Origin of the sequence: Lysinibacillus contaminans (genome assembly GCF_001278945.1) — a bacterium.
GTDB classification, from domain to species: domain Bacteria; phylum Bacillota; class Bacilli; order Bacillales_A; family Planococcaceae; genus Lysinibacillus; species Lysinibacillus contaminans.
In genome coordinates, this window is the sequence record NZ_LGRV01000003.1 from 1665611 (window position 1) to 1687454 (window position 21844).

The following is a 21844-nucleotide window of genomic DNA, read 5'->3' on the forward strand; positions in this document are numbered from 1 at the left end:
CACAGCACCCTCTTCTTTTTCAATTGACAGGGTTGGTTTATGAAGGTTGAGTATAGTTAACTTCAAACGCGATGGTTTATCTATCCGTTTTTTGCATTTCAACTGTCACTACATTTTCCGTCTTCGTAGCAAAGGTAATGCTGACATGGACACCGAATTCTTTGTCGCCCTCTTTTAACCATAGCTTAAACTTTTCAATCGTTAGGTCTGCCTTCGATTCACGTCCTACATGCAAGTAGTCAATTATCTTCGCATTGGGATATTTTGATTGTGCCTCTTTTATTGCAAGCTTTCCCCATTTAGCATAGGTTGGAATTTCTTGTTGTGCATGAGCAGCCGCAGGGATAGGTGCTGATACTGCTTGAAGTGTAATACAAATTCCAAGCGCAATAAATGTTTTTCGCACAAATGAACACCTCCTTTTTTCTATAGAATGCGCAATTTAGGGCAGAACATTCTGCATAAGATCTACTCTAAAAGCAAAAAATAAATGCTCCAGTAGTATTGGAACCTACTGTAAGCATTTATTTTCATATTCCTTTTATTTATAACTTTTTTTTGGTTGTTGTACATTATTATGAATCACTGCATTAAATTCAGCAGAATATTCTTCACGATCATTCTTTTTGTGTACATCTTTTTTCTTTTTCTTCTTAAAACTTGTTTTACCTTTCTTTGCCATCAGCTGTCCACCTCCAAAATGTAAACACCAATCGTTTAGTTCGATTATTTATTTTTATTGGATTGTTGATTTTTATCATGGTTGGTTTTATTGTTTGCATTTTTTGCTTTCGCATCAAATTCGGCAGAGAATTCTTCGTTTAGGTTGTCATTCGGGTTATTGTTATTGCTATTACTGTCATCAAGGTCTTTACTTTTGTAGGTACCAAATGGATTATGCGTCCTTGTATTCATGGTCTTATTGCTGTTTCGATTGTTTTTATTGGTGTTTCTATTTGCCATGGATGTTCACCTCCTAAAATCTAATGTGCGCAAGATAGAAGGTTTTATTCTTTCGGATTATTGCTTATTCTAATTAACAAAAGAAGGAGAAAAATATACGTATAATAATGGGTTCTTTAAAAGCGGAAAATAAAAAATGTAGACAGGCCCGTTAGCTTGTCTACAGTAAAAAACTTTAAAAAGCACATGTATTTATTGCTACCAGTGTCAAAAAATATTCATGTTCCACTCAGTAGCAATATGCTTTAATAAAGGTACGCCCGCAACACTATTTCCAATTTCATCTATCGCCGGCCCATATATGCCAATTCCACAGCCAGTAGGAAATGGTGAATGTACACTTGCGTGGCTTGGCACAGCAGCCAGAATCGCTCCTGAGACACCACTTTTAGCAGGTAGTCCTATAAAAGCTGCAAATTTACCAGAGAAATTATACATGCCACAAGTAACCATTAACGCTTTCGTTAATTTTGCTACTTCCTTTGAAAATAACTGTTTTTTCAAAATCGGATGATAACCGTCATTGCCGATCACTAATCCTATCATTGCTAAATCGGAAACATCTACTTCAATGGCACATTGCTTCAAATAAACTTCTAGCGCTTCCTCTACTTCGCAATCTAAATAGCCAGAATCCATCAAAAAGTAGGCGATTGCTCGATTTCGATTTGCCGTTTCCCATTCGGATTTATAGACTTCTTCATTTACAATTAATTTTTTTCCTACCATTTTTTCTAATAATTTTATTATAGTATCTAATTTCTCCTGCGATGAATTACCAGAAATCATGGAAGATACGGTAATAGCCCCTGCATTGATCATAGGGTTAAAGGGTTTTCCTGGCTCATGACTTTCTAAACGAACAATAGAATTGTAGGTATCACCTGTAGGCTCTACATCTACACGCTCTAATACATAAGACATTCCCCTATCCATACAAGCTGAAATAAAAGCAACAACTTTAGAAACACTTTGTAGTGTAAACGTGTTAGTCGTATCTCCAGCTTTCATTTCAATTCCGTCTGAGCCAATTATTGAAATGGCTAACTCGTTCGGATTTTTCAGTTCTAGTGCAGGTATATAATTAGCACAGTTTCCCTCTTTTGCATAAGGACGAAACTGCTCAACCCATGCTTCTAAGAACTGACTATTTTGATGTTCGACATTTTTTTTATTTGATAGTTCCATTTTCGATCTCTCCTTACAAGTAAAAACAGAGCCTTCATAGATTTATGCTATGAAGACTCGATTCGATAATAAGCGCTAACTAAATTTTTCATTGTTAAAGCTTCGCAGGGTAAACACCTTCTGGAATTAAGGAAACATACGTCTCTCCATCAAGACGTTAGCTCAATTGCCGTACATGCCATAATTTTTGCTACCTGTAGCAATCGAATAAATATGTGCTAACTCAAAAATTCTTTCCAGCGATTTTACAGGTCCAACAATGCCAATTTTGTACATCATGAAATCCCCTTCTATTTCGACTGCTCCAATACCTTAAATAATAACCGTTTTTCAATTATTAATTATAAATAGTATATCCAAGAAATTATCTGCTATCAAAATAATGTCCCTCTTGTTTCACGCGTCTGTCTTTTTCATTCTCTTACTCGAATCGCCCGTCTACAAATATCTTCAAAAACCTAATTACGCACTTGATTTTTTAGAAGTAATTAAGAATTTGTTTTACTATATGAATTGAACTAAAGATTGCTTGTTGATTGGAGTGGAGGCTGTGCGACTCCTTGGGATTAGCGTGAAGCCACTAAAAAACTCTAAACTAAAATTGTTTTATAGTGATTTTTTGCATGGGCATTATTTTACTATGCAAAGATTTTTCGCGGCAGCGTGAGACTCCAGTAGGAACAGTACAAGGGCACTGAAAAACTCTAAACCAGGATTTGTTTATAGCAATTTTTTTGCATAGAATTATTTTACTATGCAAGGATTTAGCGCGGCGGTGTGAGACTCCACCAGGAACAGCACGAGACGTAAGACGCAACAAACCGCGCGAAGCGAGGGTTGCGGCTTACGCTGTGCCTGTGGAAAGCGAACGCCAGAGCGCTAAATCCTTTAGGTCATATTTTTATTAGAGAATTTATTAAAAAAACACTTTTTCAGTGGCCTCTTTAGCGTCACAGATGAGACCCTGGAGCGAGCATAACGAGTGAAGCGGCTCATCGGACGCCCCCAGGAAAGCGCACAGTTGGAACGGAAATCAACCTCGAATGTTTCTGGAAAATGAGGATTCTTTTATTCAACTTATATAATTGGATATAAGCTACTTTACATTGCAAATGCGAGTAATTTGGCTCGTATCATTCACTAAAAAATGGAGCTATCTCAAAAAGCTATTTGAGACAACTCCATTCCTACCTGTCGATTAGACAATCGTATATTCAGTTATGTTGAGTAGTGCACCGACTGCACCGGAGAAGCCGTGGTCATTGATAAAGACCGGCGTATGTTTTTTTGTGCGTGTGTAATTTGCAATGACATTCATTAAATGTTCGTTATTGCTAAGTGTTGATCCAATATAGACGATATGTTGGGCATTTTTTTCTTCCGCATATTGAATGCTGAGTGTCGTAATCACTTCACCGACTAAACCTTGGACGGTCGCTATAATGTCTTCCGGTTGATGCCTAATATCTTCAGTAATCCCGACCTTCCCGAAATTACTTGCGGTTAAATGTCCGTCTATTGGTGTATCCATGCCCTGATAAATATCCCTGACACGTAAATCGATGTCTTCACGGTTTCCTTCGGCAGCCATTTCACGAATGGCATTGTAATCCGTTATCCCCGTTGTAAGCGCTGACAAACCTATTAATGTACCACCACCAACACCAGTCCCACCTACTCGAATATCGCTATTGCCTTCCATATAGTGAATCGATGTACCCGTACCAATATTCGTAATCATGCTGCGATCAAAGTGATGTCCTTCTTTTTTTAGTAAAAAGCGTACACCTTTTATCGTTGCTTCAAATTCTACTATATAATGAATTGATTTCATCTTTTTTATGACGTTAAGTAATTGCTCAGTACGTCCCCCCGTAACTCCAATATCCTCGATATCTGGATTGTTTAAGATCCAGTCTTTTACAGTCTGCAAATCATTAGACGGAAAAGTCGTTAAAATCAGCTCATTATGCTCATCCAAATATGCAACTTTCGTCAATGTGCCGCCTGTATCAATACCTATAGCCTTTGGCATACTATTTCTCCTTTAACTTTATTCAGTAGAAGTTTCCTACCTCTATAGAGGGTGAGATGAATACTGATTTTAGCTTTTATTCAGTAGGTCATTAAACGCCGACTGAATAAAGTTAATGCCTCCAGCGGATGTCACGGATTTTGAAAAGGAGTGAATTATGCATGTACAATTCAAATCCGGACACAATTACGCCGAGGCGTAATTGATTAATCGCCCTTTCTAAACTTTACCGCTGTTGAAATGATTGTGCAATAACTTGATTGTTATTCATGAGAAAAACTTTTAAAAAATCAGATTTATTTTAAAGATACCGTACTTCATCCCTTTTTATGTAAAAAAAAGAGTCGATGCTAATGCAATCGACTCTTAGTTTATAACTATTATAGCATTCGGAAATTATTGTGCAGAGTATCCGCCGTCAATTACAAGTTCGCCACCTGTAATGTATGATGCTTCGTCTGATGCTAAGAATAAAATTGCGTTTGCAACTTCTTCTGGTTGTCCAAGACGACCCATTGGAGTAGCTCTAATAAGCATGTCCATAGCTTCTTTGTATTGACCAATGTTTGCAGTCATTGGTGTTTCAATTACACCTGGGAACACTGTATTTACACGAATATTGAATTTCCCTAATTCAGCTGCTGCAGCACGTGCGATTGCGCGTAAAGAACCTTTAGATGCTGAATAAGCGTTCATACCAGAACCGATAAGTGCTGTGTAAGAAGAAGTATTTACGATAGCACCTTTACCAGCTTCTTTCATATATTTAGAAACATGTTTGATTCCTAAGAAAGGACCGAATGAGTTGATTTTGTGCATTAAAGCCCAGTCTTGATCTGTAAGATCTGCCGGTGATTTTTGAGATGAAATCCCAGCGTTGTTGATTAAAATATCGATACGACCGTATTTTTCTACAACTGCTTTTGTGAATTCTGCCCAGTTTTCATCAGATGATACGTCTAATTTCATGCCTTCAACGTTTTCTAATTCAGAAATAGTAGCTAAGTTAGCTTCATTGATATCAGCAGCAATTACGATTGCGCCTTCATTTGCGAATAATTTTGCCATTGAAGCGCCCATACCTGATGCTCCACCTGTAATGATTGTAACTTTATTTTCTAAACGACCCATTAAAAAGACTTCCCTTCAGTTGCGCTAGATTTTAGATTCTAGCTATTTACTGTAAACTAGTTTACAACTAAACTATATCACCCTTTTGAAATAATTTCAAAGTATTTGTCCGAAAAATGAACATTTCATTTTATCTTCCCTCTTTTTTGCGATAACATATACTATAGAGGCAGGACAATTTGAACGGAGGATACCACATGAAAGATCAAAAAATACTATATAAAGAAGCGATGCAAGTTTTAAAGGACACAAGTCGTACCTTTTATATACCAATTACTTTTTTAAAAAACGACCTAAAAACAACTGTCGCAGCAGCTTATTTAGCTATGCGTGCCATTGATGAAATCGAAGATCACGAAGAACTTACAAATGATATAAAATTCAACTTATTAACTGCGACAAGCGAGCTTTTAAAAGGCGAATTCAACGCAGCAGCGTATGAGACTCTACTGTCCCCCTACGCCAACAAACTACCGGAAGTCACACTACGTTTAGCAGATTGGCTGACATTCTGCCCTGAAGGATCTCGTTCGATTATTCAAGCATCTACGAGTGAAATGGCGTTCGGGATGGCGAAATGGGCAAAAGCAAACTGGCAAGTTCATACACGTGATGATTTAGATGAGTATACATATTACGTGGCGGGCCTTGTTGGTACGATGTTGTCTGAGATTTGGGAATGGGGTGCGGGTATAAAAACCGATCGCGAATTAGCCATTGGTTATGGCCGCGGGTTACAAGCAGTCAATATTTTACGTAATCAGCATGAAGACATGGATGAGCGTGGCGTAAGTTTTGTACCAGATGGCTGGACACGTGATGATTTATTTGCCTATGCAGAGGAAAACTTGGCCCAAGCAGACCTTTATATTAAGGGCATTGATAAACGGTCAATAAAAATGTTCTGCCGCCTACCACTCGCTTTAGCGCATAAAACATTAAAAGCGATGCAAGAAGGCCGTGAAAAAATAACACGTGCCGAGGTAGAACAAACAGTTGAAGAAGTGCAAGCTGACTAAACATAAAAGTTAGGTTCAAAATAAAAAACAGAGTTGATTCTACAATTTTGTAGGTTAACTCTGTTTTCTTATTTTGAAATCATACATCGAATACATTTATCTCACAAATGTAATAAAGTCAATATTAACTGGTTCAATACCCTCTGTTCGAAGTCGTGAGTTAATCTGTCCTCGATGGTACTGGCCATGCAATGCTACGTGGGTCAAAACATCCCGTACTGAATTCTTAAACTCTTTTCCTTTACTATTTGTGTAGGATATTAATTTTTCTAGGTCAGTATCTGTTAATTTAGTTAGAAACGTTGTTAAGCTCTCTTCATTTTGCTTAACAAGTTCTGCACAGACTTCTTTATCGACATCTGACCAGATGGGTAATTGTGAACTGTCCAATCCTTGTAATCTAGCTATCCATACTTTTTCTGCAAATAGGATATGAGAAAATAAACGGAACACGTCTTGATTTTCATCTTCAATACTTTGTAATGTTTCAAGAATACGTTGATTTGCCCAATTTAAATGCTCATACATCTTTTGGATCGTTTTCAATGAGAATCACACCACCTATGATTAAATTTTTAAATAGGATTTCCCCTGTTAAAATAAATTTTACCATATAACCCCATTAATTAGAGCGAAATAAAAGAATACTTCTCAACGAAACTACATCGTTCTTACAGTAAATGGCCCTATAATTACTTTTGCAAACAGCATTGGAAAAGAAAAAGGAACTGTTCCCAGTTCCTTTTTCCAGCATAACTTTCTTTAAATAATTATCAAATCGAGAAGGTATCTTTTGTCACTTCGAAATCCAACTATGAATGCACTCACAATCATTCCTATGCCACGAATTACATATAAAAAGAGTATGCATCAGCAAGCCTTACCATGTTGCTTATCTCCATAAGAACTATTTGTTATATTTTTTCAAAAGTTCTGCGATTTCTCGTTCGTCCGACTGGATGGCTACCATAGATGCGGTCATACTTTCAATATCTTTTATGCTAGGATCAGCCCCTAGATTTAGGAGTACCTTGACAGTTTCCAAATCAGAACCGTAAACCGCAGAAAATAAAGCTGTCATTCCAGCGGAGTCTTGGTAATTGGGATTCCCTCCACTTTCAACAAGGAGTCTTACCATATTCGGATCCCCTATTTCTGCTGCGGTCATTAATGCCGTATTTCCATAACTATTTTCATAATTCAAATCTGCACCTGAGTCTAGCAACAATTCAACCATTTGGGGATTACCGCCCTTAATAGCCCAATCTAAAGCTGTATTTCCATAATAATCTTCCTGATATACGTCTTCGCCTTTTTCAATCAACTGATTTACCTTATCAAAATCATCATTTGCCACTGCGACGATAAAAGATGGAATTTCCTCTTCAACTTCTGCGTAATCTTCAAACTCTTCCATCGGATCATACAAGAGGGCCTCTCTTACAAGATAGTAAAATCCGGCTGACAACACCAACAATGAAACCAATGATCCAATGCCAAAAACCCATGTTGCTTTTGATTTTTTAAGCAGAATCACTCCCTGGTCTGTTTCTCCATACAGCTTGCTGATCTCGTTTATTCGTTTTGGTAATGGCGGATGGGTAGATAAAACCTCACTCAGCCAGACAAAGAACCCTTTTTCATTGTTTAATTGCTCAATATATTCTGCCTTATTGACATGTAAATAAAGGTTTTTTCCGACTGCAAGCATGGTCAAGCTGTTTTTTGCTGCCTCATTATTTCCTGTATAAAAGGCTGCATATCGATCACAAGTATACTCACAAGCGCGTAGATAAAGTTCCGCGATTCCCGGTATCCACATCGCAGGTAAAATAAACATTTGTTTAGTCAGATGATTCCTCTTTATATGGGCAAGTTCATGGGCAAGGATAAAGTTTAGCTCATCATCACCATCCGTATTAATAAGCTCAAAGATATCTGCGTAGATGACTACCATATTTCGTCCAAAAAAACGGGTTGCAAATGCATTTAGCATTCCTCCAGACTCCATAACATAAATGTCTGGAACATTAGTAATCCCCATTTTCTCACATAATTCCTCTGCTGTTTTATAAACCTTTGGGAACTGCGCTGGACTCAATCTAACAGCATTTGTCCGAATGTTCCCAATCATCAAGGCATTGAGGAATAGCGAAATTAGAGCTAAAACGAGCAAAATGAGAATCCCGAAAATCGACACGACCAAGACAATATAAGTTAAAATACTAATTACAAGCACAAGCCAAAAATATCTATTTTCATTTTTATGAATCAAGTCTTTTGGTAAAATCGTATATTCATTCATTTGTATGTATCTCCTTAAACAAAGTTAAAGAGATTATATCTTTGATTAGACCCTATTGAACAGTCAACATTTCTCCCAAAACATGCACATTTAACCAATGAATCGCGGCAGTCATACTATCACTTACAATATCATCAACCCAAGAACTAAAAATTGGCAAGTATGAATCCCATATTGGATTCATACCTGCCCATAAGCTACTATTCATAACTTTTGGTAGCCCTATTTGAATAACAAGCCTGTTCTTTAATTGGTGCTATATATTTGTTGGATATTGAGTGAGTAATCTGTATCTAGATTTTCTCTGTTTTCACCAATGATTTTGCCTTCATATAATGTTTCTCCTGTACGTAAATCACCGATAAAGAACAAATGACCGTCATCAACACGATTCACAAAATATATTTTACTATCTGTAATCTGTAAATAAGGTACTTCTTCATCATTAGCAGTGCTTGGATAATTAAAGTGTAATGGCTCTTCCCACTGTTTCTTTTCAATATTATAACGGTTCAGCTCTAAACCATTAGTTGAATGAACAGGAATGTATATTTCTGTTCGATGAAGATGCATCGAATCCATATTTGGTTTTAATTCGGCGGGAATCGATATTTCCTCCACTTCATTGTTAGTATTGTTATAAATATACATTTGGCTAGAAATAATTTCAGGAGTAGCACTTCCCATTTGATCCTTATATTTTTTTATCATATATAAGAAATAGTTTTCATTTTGAAGATTACTATAATCATTAAATATGCGCATACTGGAATTAACTCCCACTTCAGAATATGTTTTAGCGATTATTGAGTCATGTTCAAATTCCTTGTTGTTTTCATCAATTGTATATATATGCAACTCCTCCCCACCATTATAGAGATAGCCTGTTGCAAGTATCTTGATTTCCCCATTTTCTACATAGACATCATTCACATACATCCAGTAATAGCTTTCTTGGGCCGGCGCATTAACTTCAAATGATACACTGTCATTTGTATTTTTATCGAGTATATCGATTTGAAGCGTTAAAAAATCCCCTTTGACTACTCTATCATCAATGTCTTGAAAAGTTGTGTAAATCAAACGCGCTTCGTCTTCAAAGTACAAACTCGGGTCAAATTCTTTTCCACGCATAAAATTACGGTATTTTTGAATGTTTTTTTGAAAATACTTTTGAGACACCAAAGGTACCTGACGTGCTATCAAACCCTCAATAAAAGACTGCTTCATCTGATTAGTCGAACCATCCTTTGATATGTACAACCAACGATGTATATCACCACTCTGGTAACTCGCTTGAAGGATAAGATTTCCGATTTCTTCCTTATTTCCGCTAGTCGTTTCAATTTTAAAGGGTACATCATTTTTAGAAGCCACTGCTGCTTTGATATAGTAAGAACCGATTGTCGTCACGATTACTAAACTGATCAATATCGTTTTCCAATATTTTTTCATGGTAATTCCCCCCGTTAGACCCTGATTTTATGTTTTAGCAAATGATTTGCGATCCAAATAGCACTTCCTAAAACAATAATGCTTGTTACCAGTTCCATTAGATAGATTTCAAGTGGGTAAAAATATCCTGTATAGGAGACAGCCAATATTAACGGTGCAACAAGGACACCGAATGAAAACATTCCATAAACGATTCCACAGAAAATACCTTTTAAACCGAAACTCCGCTCAAACAAGATGGAAGTGAAAAGTATTGCTACAAAGATCAAACCGATTCCATAAAGCAGGATAAATCCAACAGGTGTGTTTGGGTACAGAAAGCCCCATATTTCTTGATCGTAAATCCCATAAAAAGGAAAGTTAGTTCGGAAATCTGCTGGTACAATACCATTCACAATCTGCATTTCAATTGGTACTAATAATATTTGTAATGTAATTAAGCCAAGCACCAATAGCATTATTGTTGTCAATTTAGCGAAATAAATATTTATTCTTTCCGTCGGCAACATTAATAATCTGTAGATGAACGTATTTTTTCCAAACCAATCCCGATACCAAATAAAGAAAACATAAATCATCAACATGGCGATACAAAAAACGATTGGCATTACAAACCATTCAGAATTAATAAAACGGGAAAAAGAAAAAGCGCTTTGCTCAATATATTTGCTCACTGATAATTGATTTGCATACATCACCTTTTCCGCACTACTCATATATCCTTTTGAGACAATAACCGCACCGATGAGCTGAGAGACAACTGTCAATCCAATTAGGATTAGGTACAGTTTGAAAAATCGGCTTATCTCGAAATGTACAAGTTTTAAATAACTTTTCATCTACGATACACCTCCCGCATAACATCAACGACTGATTTTCCTTCATTCTCACGTACTTCCTCTACGCTAAAGTCCTTTAATACTTCTCCTTCGTCAATAAGCACTGCTCTATCAATCAAGTGTTCGATATCATTAATTTCATGCGTTGTGATAATCACACCACGATCTTCAATTAAATGGCTTGTAAACACTTCTGCTATCTGTTCACGGGAAAAAATATCAATACCGGAGAATGGTTCATCCATCAGTAAGTAATCCACATCCAGTGCCAAACCTAATAGCATGTTGACTTTAGCTGTATTCCCCTTCGATAAGTTGGCAATCCGTTCTGTAGGGTCTAGTTTGAAAAATTTCAACAACTCCTCAGCCCTTTGCGGATTCCAGCTTTTATAAAAATCCGCCATGAACGCAAAGGCTTCAGCAATTTTCATTTGTGGCAACATCGTGATTGTATCGGGAATAAATGTGATTTTGTCATAGCTTTCTTTCCTGATTTTTTCCCCATCTATCAAAATTTCACCGCTATTAATCGGAGTGAGGGCCATAATCGCTTTCATAATTGTCGTCTTCCCTACTCCGTTTATCCCGATTAAACAAGTAATTTCACCTTTTTTAGCAGTGAAAGAGAGACCATTTAAAACCTGTTTCCTACCGTATTTTTTCTTAACATTTTTCACTTCGATCATTTCGATTCCTCCGCTTCCCCGCTTTCGGCATCATACTTTTTCTCAACTAATTCCAACACTTCGGATAGCGGCACATTGATGGATTTTATAGAACCTAAAAATAAGTCAACCGCTTCGATAATCAATTCTTCACGGACACTTTTAAGTACCGCATCATCTTTCGTAATACAGCTTGGCATATTTCCTTCAGTAAATATCAATCCTTGTTCCTCCATTTCCTTATAAGCTCGTTGTGCGGTATTGGGGTTAATCTTCAGCTGATTGGCCAGTTCTCTTCTTGATGGAATCTCCTGACCTGGTTCAAAATATCCCTTGGCGATTTGCTCTTTAAAATGCCGGATAACCTGAACATAAAGTGGATCCCGATTATTAAACTTTACATTCAATACACTCAACTCCTAGAAAATCATATTTTCGTGTATTAACCACTTAATACAGATTGCGCATAATGATGGGCTTTGTTCTTTTAATAAGGCTTAATCTTATTATTGGGTATTATTCATCTTCATCGACCCATCATCGATTTCAGAATCCAATTTAATAAATCCCTTTAAATTTGAGGTATATTCCTCAATTTCTGTGGTCTCGTGGTTCCAAATATAAATTTTATCTTGCATTTTTCCGTTTAGTACTTGAAGACACAATTTATCACCTGTACCATCATCACCAATAGCTACTAGGTCTCCCGACATTTCTTCAACTTTTGCATCCTGGTTTTGCCTCACAACATCGTCCCAAGTTTTTTTAGGATTCTTTTGGTCTTTGATAGGAAAAAGAGTCCATTCACCGATTTCGGCATTATTAACTAATCTAAACAGTTCCTTGTATTGTTCTGGAAAAACTGCACCTAATTTTTCTTCAGCCGATTTTATATCAAAATCTGTAACACCAGGTTTTCTTGTTGGAATCAAGTCTCTTAATTCTTTCACTTAATACATACCGCCTTTCTTGTGTCATCTACACATACTTTCAACATAAACCTACGCAACAATCTATTTCTTCTTTGAGAAAACAGCCTTTAATAAAGAACAACCCGATAAATCATTTTGCCATCGCACCCGCTAATACGTTCTGTGTATTAACCACTTGATACATCCACCTCAAAAAAATGTATTAAACAGTTAATACACCCTTCTAAGTGTATTATAGGTTTAATACACATTTAATGTCAATCTATTTTATGGGAATAATTCTCAATAATTAAGAGAAAACAAGTCGTTATACTAAATTGTTTTATTAGCCTAATAAGAAAAGCTGCTCTTGACTTGGGCAACTGGGTTTTAAACTCTTGCCTCCGTTACAGAAATATTTGTTACCATTTTTACTTATTAATAATTAGTTTCATCTATTTCGTTCATCACTAAAAGTTGAAATGTTTCTGCGGGAAATGCAAGCAAACAAAAGACCTTGCACGGAACCTAGCGAAACTGTTTTTTTTTCAACGAAAGCAAAGCCATTCGGTGCTTGCCCGCGGAAATCAACCTACAACTTTTATGCTAATGGTGGCAACTGACTAATCAACAAAATCAATTATCACGTTCCTCTAAATATTTTTGTAATACATCTTTGGGCTTCACTTTTTGTTTAGCAGGTACAACACTTTTCTGTATCTCGCTTAGTAAATACAATCCCCTAAATATACAACCAGCAAAAATGCCAAAAGCTAAAATCCCTCCTACCAGTGGTCCCATCTTAATTAAGATCATAGCCAATAATACACCCACTACTATTGATAACAACAAATACATAGCCCACCCACATTCTTAAATAACTAAGTTAATTTAAAATTAAACGTATTTTCCTCAATATAAATTGTTTCCTTGGCACTTCTTATAATAATATCGAAATTCTTGCTGTATGGATGCATAAACACTTCGTACTGAATACGTCGCTCATTATGGGATTGTTTTAAATAATCGATTTCCGCTCCTCTTTCCTCTATATCTCGACCGAATCGTCTCTCAAGTTCCGTATCACCATCTGTATAAAAATAAATTAGAAGATCAAATAATTCAGGATTAGCAAAAGCAACACTCATACCTTCTACAATGGTTAATTTGTTTTGTGAAGAGAGTTTTTCACTCTGTAAATAATGTGTATCAATCGTTCGTAAATTCATATTCTCCTTTAGCATCAGTACATCTCTTTCTAAGGAAGGTATATGATGTGCTGCGGGATGGCATGCTGTCATTTTAAAACGATGGAATGTTTCTTTATGTGTGTAGTCAATCACTGCGTATTTTCGAATTGCTGAACTCACTATGTATGGATCCGTATTAAGATAGTTTACATCGTACTTTAACTCCTCCATTAACCTATGTGCAAAAGTCGTCTTTCCTGCAGCTCCATGACCTGATATCCCAATAATCAGCTTCTTATCCGAATTATGAATCCAACGAATGATTTCTTGAATTAATGTGTTCATCATTCACTCTCTTTTCTAATATCTTTCTGACCTTTAGTGATAATCATATGACTCAGCGAAGCCCTCTGAAAAAAAGCCTGGTCGTAAATCAAAATAAGAATGCGAAGCCCAGCTCGCCAAAAAGGCCAAAAAAGAAGCAAATCAAACGATCTTTGAATAAGAAATAAAGCATCTATTATATACATCGGTTGATATGTTTCTTCAAGGCGCACCAATCGAACCCAAATGATATTGGGTCAGCCAACACTTTTGAAAAATCTGACTTATGAAATTAATTATACTCTAAACTTTATAGGTATATAATACGTCTTTAATAGGTAAGTAAATAAAAATACTGCATTAAAGGAGGCTATATTACCCTACATACTAATAATTTAACAAATAAATAACATAGAAGAGTACTTATAGATTATCGGAGGAATATTTATGTTAGGTAAGACATCCAATCATCGTTATATCCCTGGATTAGATGGGATAAGAGCTTTAGCAGTACTAGCTGTAATTGCTTACCATTTTAACTTCAGTTGGGCCCGCGGAGGGTTCCTAGGAGTTGATATCTTTTTTGTTTTATCAGGTTACTTAATAACCTCTTCCATTTTACCAATTGAAGGGAATACGTTAACGGTTAGTTTGCGTCAATTTTGGATTAAACGGTTTCGACGACTAATCCCAGCCGCATATGTAATGATTTTGACCACTTTCGTATGGGTGACGTTATTTAATAAGGAACTTCTAAATACTTTGCGAGGAGATGCAATATCTTCTATATTTTATTCAAGTAATTGGTGGTTCATTTTTCACGAACTCTCCTATTTTGATAGTTTTGGATCCCCTTCACCTCTGAAGAATTTATGGTCGTTAGCAATTGAAGAACAATTTTATATCATTTGGCCAATTCTGTTGATCATTGGACTATATTTATTTAAAAAGCGCAGCAAACTTTCGATAATCGTCTTTATCGGAGCATTTTGTTCAGCATTGTTAATGAGTATACTGTATCAGCCTGGAACAGACCCTAGTCGTGTCTATTATGGGACGGATACCCGTTCATTTGAATTACTGATAGGCTGCTGGTTAGCTTTAGTTTGGCCGATGAACAGACTTTCGACCAAAAATCTTTCTACTGAGCATATTAATAAACTAAATAGTATAGGATTGATTTCCTTTAGCATCTTCATTCTTAGCATTTTTTGGGTGGATGAATATCAAGTATTTCTATACAGAGGAGGCATGTTCCTTCTTTGTATAAACGCAGCGGTACTAATAGCTTGTGTTTGTCATCCAAGTAGCTTTTTAGGGAAATTACTTTCTTTGAAGCCCCTTTGCTGGATTGGTTCAAGATCTTATGGAATCTATCTTTGGCATTATCCTATTATGGTGTTGGGTACCCCTGTTCACGAAATAGGGAATCCCGTATACTGGCGTGTCGTTTTGCAGCTAGTCCTTGTATTGATAATTGCTGAATTATCATATCGTTTTATTGAAATGCCGATTCGTAAACAAGGATTCCGTTCATATTTTAGGGAGTATCTATTTGTAAATAGTAATAAGTGGGGAAACTTTTCGTTTTTTAGGAAAATATCAACTGCCCTTATCCCTCTATTCCTTCTACTATTTTTGACGGGAATCACTGGTGTTGTAGGGGAAGAGCAACAAGATTCAAAGGAGTTATATCCAACAAAAGTTGAAATAAATGTTGGGGAGCAAACTTCTACTAACGATCAGGAAACACCGGAGAATAATGCTACTAATCTAGATGAAGAAGAAGTTGAGACTAGTGTTGACCAAAACATAGAAACACCTCAAATAGAGAAAAACGATTCAAGTGTTAATCCTTCGAACGAATATTATACTGGAATATTAGCCATTGGAGATTCTTTAATGATAGATATTTCTAATAGCTTAAATAAAATTTATCCAAACATTACGATTGATGCAGAAATTGGGCGACAAGTTTCACAAGCTGTCAAGTTGGTACCTGGTTTTGCTCATTTCAATCATCCAGATAAAGCGGTCATTATTCAACTAGGTACAAATGGTTATTTTACGAATGATCAGATTGACACACTGCTAGGTGCTTTCTCTAATGCTGATATTTATTTAGTGAATACTCGCGTTCCACGTCCATGGGAAGGAAAAGTGAATAATACTTTATCTAACAAAGCTCAAGAGCATGACAATATTACGTTGATTGATTGGTATTCGACAGCCCTTGACCATCCGGAATATTTTGCTCCAGACGGTGTACATTTGGAACCAAAAGGAGTAGAAGCCTTAACAAATCTAATTCAACAATCAATAAATGCTCGTTCGAATAATTAAAGATATAGCTGAACTATTGCAGTAAAGTAACTATTCTTTGCTACGAATACACACCCATTGATTACCCAGTTTCCACCAAACTTTAATCCTCTGGCTGGCTCTGTGTATCTTCTTAAATCTGTGGTTATTTTTACCTTGTTTATTTTTTTGGGCAAGGCTATTATCTCAAAGATTGTTGCTAAACAAATCATAGAGTTTAACATAAAAAAACAGACATTAATCTTCACACATGTAGATTTATGTCTGTTTTTTGAGTATAAACATTACTGGTTGTGAGTTGAAGTTTTTCGTAACCAAACTGTAAATGCCAATTAACAAATAGGGATTGCGAAAATTATTTGAAAGAACTTTAAAATATATAACTTTTTTCTTTCATTTTTCTTTTAATACCTCCTACTAGTAATCTGTCATCTTCAAAATGTATCTTTTTTTAACATACCTGCACCATTCGTTGAACAGGAAAAAGTCGTTGTCTCTGACCTTTTTGGTAGTCGAACTCCGGCAAATTACTTTATTATGGGCAAAGTCACCTGATTTACCCAATCCTGAATGAATCGCTCTTGATGCGAGTTCAAATGAGGCAGGTTATTCCGGGGAAAGAATCGATGTTCGTGACTTTCTACTGTGTTATGGATTAATTCTCCTGAAAAACAATTTGAATGGAAAATAATCTGGACACTGAAAACCTGATCTCCATTCGGATATTCTGAAAATCCTTCTTCACCTGAATAAAGTCCAAACAACGTTAATTGTTCAACTATTAATCCGGTCTCCTCAAATGTTTCTCGCATAGCAGTTTCAAGAAACGTTTCTCCAGGCTCCATAACGCCCCCTGGAATACCCCAAACATCTCGATCTTTTCGATGCTGTAGTAAGATTTTATTATCTTGTTCAATAATTACTCCACAACCTACAGTCATTAGCATTTCATTTCCAATTAACTTACGAATTGTTTGTATGTAGTTCATCATTTCCTCCTTGAATCTCTTTTTTGGATTAATAGGCTTCTTCTTCAACTATTATATTTTCCAACTTATATGTATCTTCTGGAGAAACCGTATAGCTTTCTTCATAACCTATGTACATAAAAACACTCTCTTCCCCTTCATTTCCAAGTATAAGGTGTAATCCGTGAGTGTCGCCATTTTCATAACGTACTAAGATATCATAGGTAGGCGTTTCGTTTGTTACATCTTGGGTATTACCTTTGGCATTTTTTAGTATTTCTTCAAAATCAGAAATACTTTCTTCTTGGCTATAGGAAGCAAAATAATTTTCATTTAGACCTCCATAACCATTCGATTTTGAAATTGAAATACCGGATACATTATCTAATAACGTCATTTCTTTAGTTTGTGATTGACAACTAATTAAGATTAAAGTGGAAAAAGATAAAATTAAGAACATAACTATATGCTTCATTGTAATGCTCCTCCCTACAATAACTCTACCATAAATATCCACATGGTGACTCAACTGAATAAGTAACTAAATTTCTTCAATGAATGACAGCATAATCGTGAGGAATGCCCAGGAGAATACTTTTCTCCATAGTGAATATATTTAGAAAAGGAATCTATGTACACACTTTCTGTTGAAGGGAGAAATCTCATGAATCCATTCATATATGACCAACTGTACAACGCGAGAAATAACCTAATGAAGGAGATTACTTTATTAAGTGATGCTCAATTTAATAGTAAGCCTGATCTGAATATGTGGAGTATAGCGCAAGTTTGCCATCACTTAGTTTTAGTGGAAGAGGCATCTTTAAAGGCTATTGCCTGGGGAATACTAAAGAGTGATCTCGCTCAACAAGAACGTAAAGAAATACCCCTACTATTATTGGATAGGACGAAAAAGCTTAAGGCCCCCAGAATCGTTGAGCCAGCTGTTGAACCATTTGAAGTTAACCAAATAATCGATTTGTTAAACGATTCAAGAAAAAAATTGTTGGCTTTTCTTAGTACCATAGAAGATAAATCCATATTGGCGAAAAAATCTGTACATCATCCTGCTTTAGGTGAATTACCTCTTGATCAATGGCTTGAACAGATCTATTTGCATGAACATCGACACACAGAACAAATAAAAGAGATCAAATTATTTTTAGATATGGGGCACTAAATTTTCTGTTCCCTTCCTATTGAAATGCACACTACTAAAATTACTTAGTAATGTGCATTGACTTATAAAATGTTGCATACTTTAGTTAATTTCATAAAAAGTTTCACTAGGGAAAATCACGAACATTTCAGTAGAGCGGAAGGCGGCGACTCCAGCGGGAAAAGCAAGCGAACTAAAGACCCTGGACTGAGCGTAGCGAAACTGTGTTTTGTTGCGAAAGCGAAGCGTCAGCAACCAGGGAAGCGGCTCGGTGCTTGCCTGCGGAAAGTGTCCGCCTGTAGCGTAACGATGCGAACGATCATAATTTTTATCTTTGCAATGTTAGTATTTCTTGATGGAAATACGAATTATGAAATTGATTCACTTCTGAAGCAGTCATCAACGATCTCTTTAAAATTCCAAATTATACTTTAAAGAATTCAATCTGTTTTTGTAAATCTTCAGCTAGATTAGCCAATGAATCCGCTGAGGTTGCAATTTCCTCCATAGAAGCCAACTGTTCTTCGGTGGCAGCAGCGACATTTTGTGTGCTAGTTGCTGTTTCTTCCGCAATTTCGGCTAGCTTGTCCTCTGATTGAAGTACAAGCTTAACACCTTCCGTAATTTGCCCGGCAGCTGCAGAGACGTTTTGTAACTGATCCGCAACATCGTCTACTGACGTACGAATTTGTGCAAATGTTTCACCTGCTTTGTTTACTACCTCTATTCCATTTGTCACTTCACTAGTTGTTTGTTCCATTGACTCTACTGCAATTAGAGTTTCCTTTTGTATTAACGCAATCATTTGTGCAATTCTTTGAGCAGATACTGCCGATTGTTCAGCTAATTTACGAACTTCATCTGCCACAACCGCGAATCCTTTTCCGTGTTCCCCCGCTCTTGCAGATTCAATCGCCGCATTTAACGCTAATAAATTTGTCTGCGTTGCGATGTTTGTAATCTCTTCGATGATTTTCCCAATATCCTGAGACCGTATGCCCAGGCCTTCTATGACTTGCGACAATTGAGATACTGTCGTATTTATAGAGCTCATTTGTTTAATAGTCGATTGAATCGCTTCGTTACCTTCTAATGCTTTTTGTGAAGTTCCAACTGCATTTGTGGAAATGTCTAGTGTACTGGATGCAATTAATTGAATACTTGAAGCCATTTCCTCGACGATTTCCTTACTTTCCTTCGTTTCTTCTACTTGACGATCTGCGCCCACTGCCACATCTTGAATGGTTTGTGCAATCTCTCCACTCGCCTTCTTTGACTCTTCAGCACTTGCTGTCAATTCTTCTGAAGAAGCAGCTACTTGTTCAGATGTACTATTTACCTGTCTCATCAAGTCCCTAAACCTAGACACCATGCTATTAAAAGAACTAGTTAAGACACCGATTTCATCTGCTGAACGGTACTTCCCTGCAACCGTTAAATCCCCACTCTCCGCTTTAGCCATTAGCGTCTCAATCGCTTTAATAGGATTAATAATCATCCGAGAAATCACATACCCCATCAAGATTTGAAATACAAGAGATAGGAAGATAATTGTAATTACGATGGTATTACTTGTATTCAAACTTTTCGTGGTACTAGTATTTAAATTATCTGCGTATTTGTCCAAGAAGACTCCGATTTCATCCAAAATGGCATTACTTTTATACACGGGTTCTTTAAGAACTTGTTGGTATGTTAAATAATCAAATTTGCCGTTACCAGCTACAACTAAATCCATGCTTTTATATAAATCTTCTTTATATTTTGCATATGTCTCTTTAAACTGGGCAATTTTCTCTATTTCAGTATCAAATAGAAGACTTTCCTCTAAACTATAAATTAGTTTCTCATTATCATTTAATCGTTCATTAATGAGCGCTTTTAATGATTGTCTCTCTTTTACATCCGTTGACAAAATCATTTCCAACGTATAACCGTCAATCGCCCGATTATTCGTCTGAATTCGCGACTGCCATTCTATAGGTAGTAGTGCATCTTGATACATTGCTTCAGAGTTCTTCTTCATATCATTCATGAAGTAATAGCCTGTTCCTCCAATTATGAAAAACATTAGGATTGAAGAAGCTATTAAAATAATTAATTTCATGCCTATTGTAGCATTTCGTAAACTCATTTCCATTCTCTCCTTCTCATCATTTTTTCAGCAAATAATCTATAAAGTTATCGACCTATTTAATCATCACCTTGATGGCATTACTATATTCTTCATATTAAAATCAAATATGTGTAAATATATCTATAGTATGCGCAAAAATAGAATGGTAATAACTACTTATTCTCATTATTGTTACTATATCATAAGACTTCCAAATATTTCATCTTTTAGTACTTAATCAACGTGTAAATAAGGAATTTCGTATCTTCCCTGCTTATTCTTTTCACAACGACAAAAAGCCCCTGCAGGAGTTATTCTCTCTTGCAGGGGCTACTTTTTTACGCAACGCTTACTATATCCAGTAGTATCTCATAGCCAAAGTATAGCGACAGCAAACATAGCAACGTAAAGATGACTCTTTCTACTTTTCCACCTGTTTTAATGGTTAGTGGGAAACGAACCGCTATTTTTATAGGGAAAAATAACTTAACACCCTTTTTGGTCCCCATATCGAGGATTAAGTGGCTAGCCATTCCGAGTAAAATCCCTATCGTCATAGACTTGAACGGTACAAAGGCATCCATGAGTATCGCTATCAAAAATAAAAATAGCAAACTATGTGTGAAGGACCGATGCCCAAATAGCTTGTTGACTATTTTTGAACTGATGGGAAACGTCCGTCCAATTTTACTACCACCGTGGCATATATCGGGCAGCAATGCACCGACAACACCTGCTCCTAATAATACAAGTGGGTTCTCATTAGAAATTTGTGCAAAAGCAAGACTTGCTGTGATGCCTCCTACAATGTGTGTGTTTCCTAGCATAGTCCAGTATTCTCCTTGCGTGTTGTTAAATTCTACTCTCCAAATTTAACACACTTTGCTCAAAAAGAGAACACACATTCCAAACATACGTTCACTACACATTTAGTTTCACATACATACAAGTTTCCGCAATCACCCAGTACTAAAGACATAATGAACTCTTATTTGATATCAACTAAAAAAAATCCATTTCGAGTAAACACTACAGGCATGTTGATTAACTGATTTTCACCTTTACTATTAAAGTGGGCGGTTGATTTCCGCTACAGGAGCTCGCTTTCCGCGGGCAAGCACCGAGCCGCTTCCTTCGCGATGCTCAGTCCAGGGTCTCGATTCGCTTGCATTTCCCGCAGGAGTCGAGCACCCTCCGCTACAATCAACAAAAAATGCAGGTGCAAATCCTAGTATTAAATATATAATAAGCAAT

Annotated in this window: 23 protein-coding genes; 3 read left to right on the plus strand and 20 right to left on the minus strand. The window is 36.4% G+C overall.

The genetic code is table 11. The features are described 5' to 3' along the window. Positions 1-76: 76 nt before the first annotated feature. The 6 genes from AEA09_RS10340 to AEA09_RS10360 form a co-directional block, all read right to left on the minus strand. Complete coding sequence (locus AEA09_RS10340) at positions 77-406, minus strand: DUF3889 domain-containing protein (RefSeq protein WP_053583756.1); 330 nt, start codon at positions 404-406, stop codon at positions 77-79. A 135-nt stretch (positions 407-541) separates the two neighbouring features. Next, complete coding sequence (locus AEA09_RS20105) at positions 542-682, minus strand: hypothetical protein (protein WP_169778069.1); 141 nt, start codon at positions 680-682, stop codon at positions 542-544. A gap of 44 nt (positions 683-726) precedes the next feature. Continuing rightward, entirely contained in the window at positions 727-963 is a 237-nt protein-coding gene (locus AEA09_RS10345) for a hypothetical protein (RefSeq protein ID WP_053583757.1), read from the minus strand. Positions 964-1170: 207 nt separating this feature from the next. Beyond that, on the minus strand, positions 1171-2151 hold the full coding sequence (locus AEA09_RS10350; RefSeq protein ID WP_053583758.1) for a glutaminase: 981 nt from the start codon (positions 2149-2151) through the stop codon (positions 1171-1173). Between the two features lie 1198 nt (positions 2152-3349). Next, positions 3350-4186, minus strand: a complete 837-nt coding sequence (coaW, locus tag AEA09_RS10355) for a type II pantothenate kinase (protein WP_053583759.1) — start codon at positions 4184-4186, stop codon at positions 3350-3352. A 396-nt stretch (positions 4187-4582) separates the two neighbouring features. Then, on the minus strand, positions 4583-5317 hold the full coding sequence (locus AEA09_RS10360) for an SDR family NAD(P)-dependent oxidoreductase (RefSeq protein WP_053583760.1): 735 nt from the start codon (positions 5315-5317) through the stop codon (positions 4583-4585). Positions 5318-5514: 197 nt separating this feature from the next. On the opposite strand from AEA09_RS10360, the gene AEA09_RS10365 reads away from it, so the two are divergent. Then, positions 5515-6336, plus strand: a complete 822-nt coding sequence (locus tag AEA09_RS10365) for a squalene/phytoene synthase family protein (RefSeq protein ID WP_053583761.1) — start codon at positions 5515-5517, stop codon at positions 6334-6336. Between the two features lie 96 nt (positions 6337-6432). Here AEA09_RS10365 and AEA09_RS10370 read toward each other — a convergent pair whose 3' ends face one another. The 10 genes from AEA09_RS10370 to AEA09_RS10410 form a co-directional block, all read right to left on the minus strand. Further along, positions 6433-6882, minus strand: a complete 450-nt coding sequence (locus AEA09_RS10370) for a DinB family protein (protein ID WP_053583762.1) — start codon at positions 6880-6882, stop codon at positions 6433-6435. Positions 6883-7243: 361 nt separating this feature from the next. Next, a complete protein-coding gene (locus tag AEA09_RS10375) occupies positions 7244-8641 on the minus strand; it encodes a M48 family metallopeptidase (protein ID WP_053583763.1) in 1398 nt (465 codons plus the stop codon). A gap of 52 nt (positions 8642-8693) precedes the next feature. Continuing rightward, entirely contained in the window at positions 8694-8849 is a 156-nt protein-coding gene (locus AEA09_RS19955; protein ID WP_156312136.1) for a hypothetical protein, read from the minus strand. A gap of 38 nt (positions 8850-8887) precedes the next feature. Next, positions 8888-10096 (minus strand): hypothetical protein, encoded by a 1209-nt coding sequence (locus AEA09_RS10380; RefSeq protein ID WP_053583764.1) that lies wholly within the window; start codon positions 10094-10096, stop codon positions 8888-8890. A 14-nt stretch (positions 10097-10110) separates the two neighbouring features. Continuing rightward, on the minus strand, positions 10111-10935 hold the full coding sequence (locus AEA09_RS10385; protein ID WP_053583765.1) for a hypothetical protein: 825 nt from the start codon (positions 10933-10935) through the stop codon (positions 10111-10113). Further along, positions 10932-11621, minus strand: a complete 690-nt coding sequence (locus tag AEA09_RS10390; RefSeq protein WP_053583766.1) for an ABC transporter ATP-binding protein — start codon at positions 11619-11621, stop codon at positions 10932-10934. Before AEA09_RS10390 ends, AEA09_RS10385 begins: the two co-directional genes overlap by 4 nt. Continuing rightward, positions 11618-12007: a GntR family transcriptional regulator gene (locus tag AEA09_RS10395; RefSeq protein ID WP_053583767.1), complete on the minus strand. Its 390-nt coding sequence runs from the start codon at positions 12005-12007 to the stop codon at positions 11618-11620. The genes AEA09_RS10390 and AEA09_RS10395 overlap by 4 nt, the downstream gene beginning before the upstream one ends. Before the next feature lie 99 nt (positions 12008-12106). Continuing rightward, on the minus strand, positions 12107-12550 hold the full coding sequence (locus AEA09_RS10400) for an SMI1/KNR4 family protein (RefSeq protein WP_053583768.1): 444 nt from the start codon (positions 12548-12550) through the stop codon (positions 12107-12109). 597 nt (positions 12551-13147) lie between these two features. Then, positions 13148-13369 (minus strand): hypothetical protein, encoded by a 222-nt coding sequence (locus tag AEA09_RS10405; RefSeq protein WP_053583769.1) that lies wholly within the window; start codon positions 13367-13369, stop codon positions 13148-13150. 23 nt (positions 13370-13392) lie between these two features. Then, positions 13393-14046, minus strand: coding sequence for a uridine kinase family protein (locus AEA09_RS10410; protein WP_053583770.1), 654 nt, complete (start codon positions 14044-14046; stop codon positions 13393-13395). A 426-nt stretch (positions 14047-14472) separates the two neighbouring features. On the opposite strand from AEA09_RS10410, the gene AEA09_RS10420 reads away from it, so the two are divergent. Further along, positions 14473-16368 (plus strand): acyltransferase family protein, encoded by a 1896-nt coding sequence (locus tag AEA09_RS10420; protein WP_053583772.1) that lies wholly within the window; start codon positions 14473-14475, stop codon positions 16366-16368. 506 nt (positions 16369-16874) lie between these two features. Here the strand turns inward: AEA09_RS10420 and AEA09_RS10425 are convergent. Both AEA09_RS10425 and AEA09_RS10430 read right to left on the minus strand, forming a co-directional pair. Then, entirely contained in the window at positions 16875-17339 is a 465-nt protein-coding gene (locus AEA09_RS10425) for an NUDIX hydrolase (RefSeq protein ID WP_156312138.1), read from the minus strand. Between the two features lie 25 nt (positions 17340-17364). Then, positions 17365-17790 (minus strand): YhfM domain-containing protein, encoded by a 426-nt coding sequence (locus AEA09_RS10430; RefSeq protein ID WP_156312139.1) that lies wholly within the window; start codon positions 17788-17790, stop codon positions 17365-17367. 189 nt (positions 17791-17979) lie between these two features. Here AEA09_RS10430 and AEA09_RS10435 point away from each other — a divergent pair, with 189 nt between their 5' ends. Continuing rightward, positions 17980-18495, plus strand: a complete 516-nt coding sequence (locus AEA09_RS10435) for a DinB family protein (protein ID WP_053583774.1) — start codon at positions 17980-17982, stop codon at positions 18493-18495. Positions 18496-18898: 403 nt separating this feature from the next. Here the strand turns inward: AEA09_RS10435 and AEA09_RS10445 are convergent, their stop codons facing one another. Both AEA09_RS10445 and AEA09_RS10450 read right to left on the minus strand, forming a co-directional pair. Further along, positions 18899-20608, minus strand: a complete 1710-nt coding sequence (locus AEA09_RS10445) for a methyl-accepting chemotaxis protein (protein WP_053583776.1) — start codon at positions 20606-20608, stop codon at positions 18899-18901. A 320-nt stretch (positions 20609-20928) separates the two neighbouring features. After that, positions 20929-21417 (minus strand): metal-dependent hydrolase, encoded by a 489-nt coding sequence (locus AEA09_RS10450; RefSeq protein ID WP_053583777.1) that lies wholly within the window; start codon positions 21415-21417, stop codon positions 20929-20931. Positions 21418-21844: the final 427 nt, after the last annotated feature.